Annotated in this window: 6 protein-coding genes and 1 riboswitch; of the genes, 2 read left to right on the top strand and 4 right to left on the bottom strand. The window is 73.2% G+C overall.

Annotated features, from left to right (window positions below):
• The 4 genes from glgB to D476_RS0119930 all read right to left on the bottom strand — a co-directional run.
• A partial coding sequence (glgB, locus tag D476_RS33930; protein WP_017625694.1) for a 1,4-alpha-glucan branching protein GlgB occupies positions 1–1,927 on the bottom strand: 1,927 nt, incomplete at its 3' end.
• A gap of 9 nt (positions 1,928–1,936) precedes the next feature.
• Positions 1,937–3,322 (bottom strand): maltokinase N-terminal cap-like domain-containing protein, encoded by a 1,386-nt coding sequence (locus tag D476_RS0119940; RefSeq protein WP_017625693.1) that lies wholly within the window; start codon positions 3,320–3,322, stop codon positions 1,937–1,939.
• Entirely contained in the window at positions 3,319–5,028 is a 1,710-nt protein-coding gene (gene treS / locus D476_RS0119935; protein ID WP_017625692.1) for a maltose alpha-D-glucosyltransferase, read from the bottom strand. The genes D476_RS0119940 and treS overlap by 4 nt, the downstream gene beginning before the upstream one ends.
• Positions 5,025–6,977 (bottom strand): alpha-1,4-glucan--maltose-1-phosphate maltosyltransferase, encoded by a 1,953-nt coding sequence (locus D476_RS0119930; protein WP_026123677.1) that lies wholly within the window; start codon positions 6,975–6,977, stop codon positions 5,025–5,027. Before D476_RS0119930 ends, treS begins: the two co-directional genes overlap by 4 nt.
• 387 nt (positions 6,978–7,364) lie before the next feature.
• Here D476_RS0119930 and glgP point away from each other — a divergent pair, with 387 nt between their 5' ends.
• Entirely contained in the window at positions 7,365–9,995 is a 2,631-nt protein-coding gene (glgP, locus tag D476_RS0119925) for an alpha-glucan family phosphorylase (protein WP_017625690.1), read from the top strand.
• Between the two features lie 63 nt (positions 9,996–10,058).
• Positions 10,059–10,164: riboswitch (TPP riboswitch) on the top strand.
• A gap of 61 nt (positions 10,165–10,225) precedes the next feature.
• A partial coding sequence (locus D476_RS33925) for an ECF transporter S component (protein ID WP_040726710.1) occupies positions 10,226–10,406 on the top strand: 181 nt, incomplete at its 3' end.

The following is a 10,406-nucleotide window of genomic DNA, read 5'->3' as shown; positions in this document are numbered from 1 at the left end:
GGGCCCGCCCGCCGTCGTCGAAGCGCAGGAAGGACAGGGTGTTGCCCTCGGCGTCGCCGCCGTCGATCCACCGGAAGCCCTCGGGCTCGCAGTCGCGCGCCCACAGGGCCGGGCGGGTGCGGTAGAGCCCGTTCAGGTCGTCGACCAGGGCCTGCACGCCGCGGTGGAAGCCGTGGTCGAGCAGCCACCACTGCACCCCGGCCTCGTGCGACCACTCGTCGCCCTGGCCGATCTCCCCGCCCATGAACAGCAGCTTCTTGCCGGGGTGGGCCCACATGTAGGCGAGGAGGCAGCGCAGCCCGGCGAACCGGCGCCACTCGTCGCCGGGCTGCTTGTACAGCAGGGACGCCTTGCCGTGCACGACCTCGTCGTGGGAGAGCGGCAGGATGTAGTTCTCGCTGTAGGCGTAGATCATCGAGAAGGTGATCTCGCCGTGGTGGTGGGCGCGGTGCACCGGGTCCCGCTTGAGGTACTCCAGGGTGTCGTGCATCCAGCCCATGTTCCACTTGAAGCCGAACCCCAGCCCGCCGTGGTGGACCGGGCGGGTCACCCCGGGCCAGGCGGTGGACTCCTCGGCGGCCATGATGATTCCGGGGTTGCGCCGGTGGCAGACGGTGTTGAGCTCGCGCAGGAACTCCAGCGCCTCCAGGTTCTCCCGGCCGCCGAAGGCGTTGGGCTCCCACTCGCCCGAGTCGCGGGAGTAGTCCAGGTAGACCATGGAGGCCACGGCGTCCACCCGCAGCCCGTCGATGTGGAACTCCTCCAGCCAGAACAGGGCGTTGGCGATGAGGAAGTTGCGCACCTCGGTGCGGCCGTAGTCGAAGACGAGGGTGCCCCAGTCGGGGTGCTCGCCGCGGCGCGGGTCGGGGTGCTCGTAGGTGGGCGAGCCGTCGAAGCGCGCCAGCGCCCAGGCGTCCTTGGGGAAGTGCGCGGGCACCCAGTCCAGCAGCACGCCGATCCCGGCCCGGTGCAGCTCGTCGACCAGGTGCCGGAACCCGTCGGGGGAGCCCAGCCGGGAGGTGGGGGCGAAGTAGGAGGTGACCTGGTAGCCCCAGGAGCCGCCGAAGGGGTGCTCGGCCACGGGCAGGAACTCCACGTGGGTGAAGCCGCGGGCGCGCACGTGCTCGACGAGTTCGGCGGCGAGCTCGGTGTAGCCCAGCCCGGGGCGCCAGGAGGGCAGGTGCACCTCGTAGACGCTCATCGGCTCGCGGGTGTGGTCGCGGGCCTTGCGCTCGTTCATCCAGGCGTCGTCGCCCCAGGTGTGGGCGGAGGCGTGCACGATGGAGGCGGTCTGGGGCGGGTGCTGGGCGGCGAAGGCCATCGGGTCGGCCTTGTCCTGGACGCCGCCGTCGCGGCCGTGCACCCGGAACTTGTACAGCGCGCCGGGGCCCAGGCCGGGCACGAACAGCTCCCAGACGCCGCTGGAGCCCAGGGAGCGCATCGGGTGGGCGGTGCCGTCCCAGTGGTTGAGGTCGCCGATGAGCTGCACCCCCCGGGCGCCGGGCGCCCACACGGCGAAGGCGGTGCCGTCGGGGCCGGGGTGGGCGCCCAGCACCCGCCACAGCTCCTCGTGCCGCCCCTCGCCGATGAGGTGCAGGTCGAGGTCGCCGAGGGTGGGCGGGTGCCGGTAGGGGTCGTCGGCCACGGTCTCGGGGCCGTCCGGGGTGTAGGTGCAGGCGATGCGGTAGTCGGGCGGGTGGCCGGGCAGGGCGGCGGCGGGGACCTCGGCGGTGAACACGCCGCCGTGGGCGTGCTCCATGGGCACCCGGGAGCCGTCCGGCAGGACGGCGTGCACGGTGCGGGCGAGCGGGCGCAGCGCCCGCAGCGCCACCGTTCCGGCGCCGTCGGGGTGGGCGCCCAGCAGGGCGTGCGGGTCGTGGTGGCGGCCGGCGGTGAGCCGGTCGACCTCGGCGGGGTCGGGTGTCAATGGGGCTCCTCAAGCGTGGGCGAGCGCGGCGATGGAGTCCAGCGGCACGCGCAGCCAGGTGGGGCGGTGGTGGGCCTCGTAGAGCACCTCGTAGACCGCCTTGTCGTACTCGAAGGCGCGCAGCGCCGTCAGGTTCTTGTCGGGGTCGGTGCCGCCCCCGGCGGCGTAGCCGGAGCAGAACGCCTCGCGGTTCCGGTCGGCCCAGGCGCGGGCGGCCGGGGCCAGCAGCTCCTCATCGGCGCTGCCGATGAGCTGGTGGCGGGCGGCGTAGTCGAACGAGCGGAGCATCCCGGCGACGTCGCGCAGCGGGCTGGAGGGGCGGCGCCGCTCGGCCACCGGCACGGCGGGCTCGCCCTCGAAGTCCAGCAGTACCCACCCGGCGTCGGTGCGCACCACCTGGCCCAGGTGGTAGTCGCCGTGCACGCGCTGCACGGGCAGCGGGGCCGGGGCGCGGGCGAAGTCGTCGAAGGCGGACCGCAGCACCCCGGCGTAGGGGGCCAGTTCGGGCACCTGTTCGGTGGCCTCGTCCAGGCGGCGGGCCATGGCGTCGGCCAGGTCGCGCAGGCCCGCCGCGGGCAGCACGTCGGTGGGCAGGGCGCGGGCCAGCGTGCGGTGCACGGCGGCGGTGGCGGCGCCGAGCCGCTCGGCCTCGGCGGCGAAGTCGCCCCCGGCGTCGGCGGGGGCGGTGCCGGGCGCGGCGTACAGGTCGCGCACGCTGGTGGCGGCGAGCACCCACCCGTCGGTGGCGCTGCGCAGGTAGCCCTGGAGCATGGCGACGGTGGTGGGCACCGGCCGGCCGCCGTCGGTGATGTCGGCCTCGATCCACCCGTGCGGCGGGGCCGCGTACGGCGAGCCCTCCAGGGCGCCGTTGAGCTCCAGGTCGGGGTTGAGGCCGGGCCACAGCCGCCGGAAGGCCTTGAGCACGTAGTCCTCGCCGAAGACGAGCGAGGTGTTGGACTGCTCTCCGGTGAGGACGAGGCTGCGCAGCCCGGTGCGCACCGGGTGGCCGGGGCGGGTGCGGAAGCGCAGCGGGCCGTGGTCGGCGTCGCGGGCGATCAGGTGCAGGAGGCGGGCGGTCAGCTCGGGGTCGTACAGGCCGTCGTAGGCGGTGCGCCGGGTGCCGCGCACGCGGCACCGGCCGATGACGCAGTGCTCCAGTCCGGGGCGCAGGCGGCCGGGCTCGGCGAGGCCGAGCACCACCAGGTAGCGGTCGGTGCCCCGGGGCTGGGCCACCCGCACCACCAGCAGGCGCATGCCGGGGCCGTGCGGGCCGGGGTCGCCGCCGCCGACGGGTAGGTCGCGCTCGATGTGCACCGCCTCGACGGGGGCGGTCTTCCCGGCGAACCAGCGCTGCCGCGGCAGCCACGCGGCCAGCAGCTCCTCGATCTCCTTCATGCCGTGTCCCGGGTGCGGTCGTCGGTGGTGGGCCCGTCCCCCTCCTCGACCGGCGGCAGCTGGAACCAGTAGAAGCCGTGGCCGGGCAGGGTGAGCAGGTAGGGCAGTTCGCCGATGGCGGGGAAGCGCACCCCGCCGGTGCACTCCACGGGGGTGGCCCCCTCGAAGCGCCGCAGGTCCAGCTCGACGGGCTGGGGGAAGCGGGAGAGGTTGTTGATGCACAGCATCCGGTCGTCGCCCCACTCCCGGACGAACGCGAGCACGCTGGGGTTGCTGGCGTGCAGCTCGGTGAAGTCGCCGGTGCCGAAGACGGGGTGGCGCTTGCGGATGCGGATCATCTTGCGGGTCCAGTTGAGCAGCGACCCGGCGTCGCCGCGCTGGGCCTCGACGTTGAGGGCCTGGTAGCCGTGGACGGGGTCGAGGATGAGCGGCAGGTACAGCCGGGCGGGGTCGCAGCGGGAGAACCCGGCGTTGCGGTCGGAGGTCCACTGCATCGGGGTGCGCACCGCGTCCCGGTCGCCGAGCCAGATGTTGTCGCCCATGCCGATCTCGTCGCCGTAGTAGAGCACCGGGGAGCCGGGCAGGGATAGCAGCAGGGCGGTGAACAGCTCGATCTGGTCGCGGTCGTTGTCCAGCAGCGGGGCCAGCCGGCGCCGGATGCCCACGTTGGCGCGCATGCGCGGGTCGGTGGCGTACTCGGCGTACATGTAGTCCCGCTCCTCGTCGGTGACCATCTCCAGGGTCAGCTCGTCGTGGTTGCGCAGGAAGATGGCCCACTGGCAGTTGGCGGGGATGCGGGGGGTCTGGGCGAGGATCTCGGAGATCGGGTAGCGCTGCTCGCGGCGGACGGCCATGAACATCCGCGGCATCAGCGGGAAGTGGAAGTTCATGTGGCACTCGTCGCCGCCGGACTCGAAGTCGCCGAAGTAGTCGACGACGTCGGCGGGCCACTGGTTGGCCTCGCTGAGCAGCACCCGGTCGGGGTAGAGGCGGTCGACCTCCTTGCGCACCCGCTTGAGGAACTCGTGCGTCTCCTTGAGGTTCTCGCAGTTGGTGCCCTCGCGCTCGTACAGGTAGGGCACCGCGTCCAGCCGGAACCCGTCGATGCCCAGGTCCAGCCAGAACCGCAGCACCTCCAGCACGGCCTCCTGCACCGCCGGGTTCTCGAAGTTGAGGTCGGGCTGGTGGGAGAAGAACCGGTGCCAGTAGTACTGGCCGCGCACCTCGTCGTAGGACCAGTTGGACTGCTCGGTGTCGACGAAGATGATGCGCGCGTCCGCGTAGCGGTCGGTGGTGTCGGACCAGACGTAGAAGTCGCCGTAGGGGCCCTGCGGGTCGGTGCGCGAGGCCTGGAACCAGGGGTGGCGGTCGCTGGTGTGGTTCATCACCAGGTCGGTGATGATCCGGATGCCGCGCGCGTGGGCCTGCTCGATCAGCTCGACGAAGTCGGCGATGGTGCCGAACTCGGGCTGGACGGCCATGTAGTCGGAGATGTCGTACCCGCCGTCGCGCAGCGGCGACTCCTGCAGGGGCAGCAGCCACAGGCAGTCGATCCCCAGCCAGGCCAGGTAGTCGAGCTTGTCGATGAGGCCGCGCAGGTCGCCGACGCCGTCGCCGTTGGAGTCGTGGAAGCCGCGGACCTGGACCTCGTAGAAGACGGCGTGCTTGTACCAGTGCGGGTTGCGCGGCAGGGCGGGTGTGGTCACGGGAGCGGCTCCACCGTCAGAACGTGTGCGGTCTGGACGTTCGGGTCGAGGCGCACGTAATTGGCCTGACCCCAGGTGTAGGTCTCGCCGGAGAGCTCGTCGCGTACCGAGAGGCTCGTTTCGGGCGAGAAACCCAAAGAGGGCATGTCGAGCCGCACCGTGGCCTCTCGGACGTGGTGCGGGTCGAGGTTCACGACGACGATGACCGTGTCCCCGGGCAGCCGTTTTGAATAGCAGATGAGCTCGGGCCGGTCGACATGGTGGAACCGCAGGTTGCGCAGTTCCTGCAATGCGGGGCGGTCGCGCCGCAGACAGTTTAGCCTGCGGATCAGCGGGGAGATCGACATTTCCGCGGCGTCGGCCGCGTCCCAGTCCCGGGGTTTGTACTCGTATTTCTCGGAGTCGAGGTATTCCTCGCTCCCCGGGCGCAGCGGGGTGTTCTCGCACAGCTCGTATCCGGAGTAGATCCCCCAGGTGGGCGAGAGGGTGGCGGCCAGCACCGCGCGCGCCTCGAACGCCGGGCGGCCGCCCTCCTGCAGGTAGGCGTGGAGGATGTCGGGCGTGTTGCAGAAGAGGTTGGGCCGCATGTAGGCGGCGGCCTCCCCGGTGAGGGAGGCCGCGAAGTCCTGCAGCTCCTCCTTCGCGGTACGCCAGGTGAAGTAGGTGTAGGACTGGTGGAACCCGGCCCGGGCCAGGGCGTGCACGGTGGCCGGGCGGGTGAAGGCCTCGGACAGGAAGAGCACGTCGGGGTCGGTGGCGGCGATGTCGCCCAGCAGCCGCTCCCAGAACGCCAGCGGCTTGGTGTGCGGGTTGTCCACCCGGAAGGCGCGCACCCCGCGGTCCATCCAGAACCGCACCACCCGCGCCACCTCGGCGTAGAGGCCCTCGGGGTCGGCGTCGAAGTCCAGGGGGTAGATGTCCTGGTACTTCTTGGGCGGGTTCTCGGCGTAGGCGATGGTGCCGTCGGCGCGGCGGGCGAACCACTCGGGGTGCTCGGTCACCCAGGGGTGGTCGGGGGAGCACTGCAGGGCCAGGTCCAGGGCGACCTCGATGCCGTGCGCGGCGGCCTCGGACACGAAGGCGTCGAAGTCGCGCAGGTCGCCCAGGTCGGGGTGGAGCGCGTCGTGCCCGCCCTCGTGGGAGCCGATGGCCCAGACCGACCCGGGGTCGCCGGGCCCCGCCGAGGGTGTGTTGTTGCGGCCCTTGCGGAAGGTGTGCCCGACGGGGTGCACGGGCGGCAGGTAGACGACGTCGAAGCCCATGTCGGCGATGGCGGGCAGCCGCTTGGCCGCGCTGCGCAGGGTGCCCGAGAGCCACACGCCGTCGGCCTCGTCGAACCGGGCGCCCTCGGAGCGGGGGAAGAGCTCGTACCAGGAGCCGACCAGGGCCCGCCGCCGGTGCACCTGCAGCGGGAAGCGCTTGGTCCGGGTGAGCAGGTCGCGCAGCGGCTCGGCCTCCATGAGGGCGGCGGCCTCCCCGGCGGCGGCCGCGGCGAGCCGGTCGGCGGCGGGCAGGGAGGCGTCCCGCAGGGTGCGGGCCGCGGCGGCCAGGGCGGGGCGGCGGGGGACCCGCCGGGCGGCGCGCTCCAGCAGCCGGGCGCCCTCCTCCAGGACGAGCTCGGTGTCCTGGCCGATGGGGATCTTGGCGGCGGCCTCGCGCCGCCAGGTGGCGTAGGGGTCGGCCCAGGCCTCGATCGCGAAGCTCCACCTACCGGGGGCGTCCGGGCGCAGGTCCGCGGTGTAGCGGTCGGTGCCGGGCGCCTGTTCGGCCATGCGCACCCGGTCGCGGCGGCGCCCGCGCGGGTCGTACAGGACCGCGTGCGCGCCGAGGGCGCCGTGGCCCTCGCGCAGCACGGTGGCGGACACCGGGACCGTCTCGTGTTCGGCGGCCTGCGCGGTGCCGTAGGACAGCACGGGGGCGGGGTCGAGTACGGGAATTCGTCCGATCACGTGTGCACCAATTCTTCGCGAGCGGCGGTTTTCGCCGCATGTGGCCGGTGTGACCCGAGTCCGGGCAGCGTCCATTGCCGAATGAAGGCAGGGGGGCCTGAGGTTTTCGGGGGGAATCGCGGCCGGAGCGGCGCCGCGCCCACAGTCCTATCGTCGGTGCGCGGGCGCCCGTGTCCGACAGTCCGGCGGCCCTAATTTTTGTGATAGTCGTCACAGTTCCGATTCGGATGTCCCCGGCGATTTCATCCCGTTTCATTTCCGTGAAATCCGGCATAACGGTCTTCTGTCACCGTGGTAACGGCCGGACCGGGAATTCGGCGTGCGAATGCACGTGAAATTGCGCGGCGTCCTGGTGCGCGGGCCGCACCTGGACTAGCGTGCCGCTGCGTGAAGGCCATCCGCAGATTCACCGTCCGTACCGTCCTGCCCGAGCCGCTGGCCCCGCTGGGGCGGCTCGCCGCCAACCTGCGCTGGGCCTGGCACGCCCCGACCCGGGAGGTGTTCCGCGCCGTCGACCCGGACCTGTGGCGGGCGGCCGGGGGCGACCCGGTGCGCCTGCTCGGCGAGGCCGGCGCCGACCGGCTGGCCGCGCTGGCCGGCGACGCCTCCTTCGCCGGGCGGGTCGCGGAGGCCGCCGCCGACCTGGACGCCTACCTCTCCGAGCCGCGCTGGTACCAGCGCGCGGCCGCAGAGGCCGCGGCGGCCGGACGGGAGGCGCCCCCGGCCGCGGTGGCCTACTTCTCCGCCGAGTACGGGCTCACCTCCGCGCTGCCGCAGTACTCGGGCGGCCTGGGCATCCTGGCCGGGGACCACCTCAAGAGCGCCAGCGACCTGGGCCTGCCCATGGTCGGGGTGGGGCTGCTCTACCGGCACGGCTACTTCGCCCAGACGCTGTCGCCCGAGGGGTGGCAGCTGGAGTCCTACCCCGAGGTCGACCCGCAGGGCCTGCCGGTGACCCGGCTGGCCGGGGAGGACGGCGCCCCCGCCGAGGTGTCGGTGGACATGCCCGACGGCGAGCGGCTCGCCGCCCGCATCTGGGTGTGCCGGGTCGGGCGGGTGCCGCTGCTGCTGCTGGACGCCATGCACGAGGGCAACACCCCGCAGATGCGGGCGGTCACCGACCGGCTCTACGGGGGCGGGGGCGAGCACCGGCTGCGCCAGGAGGTCCTGCTCGGCGTGGGCGGGGTGCGCGCGGTGCGGCTCTACTGCGAGAGCACGGGCCATCCGGTGCCCGAGGTGTTCCACATGAACGAGGGCCACGCCGGGTTCCTGGGGCTGGAGCGGGTCCGCGAGTACATGGAGTCCGGCCTGGGCTTCGACGAGGCGGTGGAGGCCGCGCGCGCGGGCACGGTGTTCACCACCCACACCCCGGTCCCGGCCGGGATCGACCGGTTCCCGCGCGAGCTGGTCCGGCGCCACCTGGCCGGGCCGTCACCGGCGGTGCCGGGGCTGCCGGCCGACCGGCTGCTGGCGCTGGGCGCCGAGGACCACGACGGGGGCGACCCGGGCGTGTTCAACATGGCCGTGATGGGGCTGCGCCTGGCCCAGCGCGCCAACGGGGTCAGCCGCCTGCACGGGGCGGTCAGCCGGTCGATGTTCCAAGGGCTGTGGCCCGGGTTCGACGCCGACGAGGTGCCCATCGCCTCGGTCACCAACGGGGTGCACGCCCGCACCTGGGTCGCCGAGGAGGCCCAGGAGCTCGCCGCGCGCCTGGTGCCGGACTCCGGGGAGTTCACCGGGCCCGAGGGGTGGCGCAAAGTCACCGGCGCCGACGAGGCCGAGCTGTGGCACATGCGCGGGGTGCTGCGCGCCCGGCTGGTCACGGAGGCCCGGGAGCGGCTGCGCGCCTCCTGGCGGGCGCGCGGGGCGGGCGCCGCCGAGCTGGGCTGGGTGGACGGGGCGCTGGACCCGGAGGTGCTCACCATCGGCTTCGCCCGCCGGGTGCCCTCCTACAAGCGGCTCACCCTGATGCTCCGCGACGCCGAGCGGCTGCGGCGGCTGCTGCTGCACCCGGACCGGCCGGTGCAGATCGTCATCGCGGGCAAGGCGCACCCGGCCGACGAGGGCGGCAAGCGGCTCATCCAGGAGATCGTGCGCTTCGGCGACGACCCCCGGGTGCGGCACCGCCTGGTGTTCCTGCCCGACTACGACATGGCGCTGGCCACCGCCCTGGTGCAGGGGTGCGACGTGTGGCTGAACAACCCGCTGCGCCCGCTGGAGGCCAGCGGCACATCGGGGATGAAGTCGGCGCTGAACGGCGGGCTCAACCTGTCGGTGCGCGACGGCTGGTGGGACGAGTGGTTCGACGGGTCGAACGGGTGGGCCATCCCCACCGCCGACGGCGTCGAGGACCCCGAGCGCCGCGACGACCTGGAGGCGCACGCCCTGTACGACCTGGTGGAGAACCGGGTGGCGCCGCTGTTCTACGACCGCGACGCCGACGGGCTGCCCAAGCGCTGGCTGGAGATGGTCAAGCACACTCTGGTGTCGCTGGGGCCCAAGGTGCTGGCCACCCGGATGGTGCGCGAGTACTCCGAGCGGCTCTACCAGGGCGCCGCCGACTCCTCGCGCCGCCTGCTGGCCGAGGGCGCGGCCGGGGCGCGGGAGCTGGCCGAGTGGAAGCGCCGGGTGCGCACGGGGTGGCCCGGGGTGCGGATCCAGCACGTGGAGGTGGGGGGCGTGCAGGAGGCGCCGCAGGTGGGCGGCGAGCTGTCGGTGCACGCCACGGTGGTGCTGGGCGGCTTGGAGCCGCGGGACGTGCGGGTGGAGGCGCTGATCGGCCGGGTGGGCGAGGGGGACCGCCTGGAGGAGCCCCTGGCGGTGGTGCTGGAGCCGGACGGCGGGGAGGGGGCGCTGCTGCGCTACACCGGCACGGCGCCGCTGTCGCGGGCCGGGGCCTGCGGGTACACGGTGCGCGTGCTGCCGCACCACCCGCGCCTGACCTGCCCGGTGGAGATGGGCCTGGTGGCGGTGCCCGATCCGCCGCAGGCGATGGACGACGGCATCGTGCTGCGGTAGGGGTGCGGAGACGGTTCGTTGTGGGAGTGATATGTCCCTTTCGCGTCGGTCGGTCATAATGGGAGGGAACGACAGGGGAGCGCTTCGGCGCTGAGAGTGCGGTCCGGCCGCAGACCCTTAGACACCTGATCCGGATCATGCCGGCGAAGGAAGTCGTAGGACCCGCCCGCGCGACGGGCGCTCTTGGCTCACGCCCCCTCGTGTCGCAACCGATGCGAAGGGACATCCATATGAAGTCCGTGCTGTCCGCCTTGTGGGCCCGCCTGCCCCGGTGGCGCACCGTGGACATCGTCGTCGCCGCCGTGCTCGGCGTCGCCGTCGGCGTCGTGTTCTGGGTCTGGGGAATGCTCTGGTCGGCGACCCAGCCGCTGTTCCTGTTCTTCCCGCCCGCCCAGGCCGTGATCTACGGCA

The sequence above is a fragment of the Nocardiopsis chromatogenes YIM 90109 genome (genome assembly GCF_000341185.1).
Lineage (GTDB): Bacteria > Actinomycetota > Actinomycetes > Streptosporangiales > Streptosporangiaceae > Nocardiopsis_A > Nocardiopsis_A chromatogenes.
This window is presented reverse-complemented; position numbering and strand designations above follow the sequence as displayed.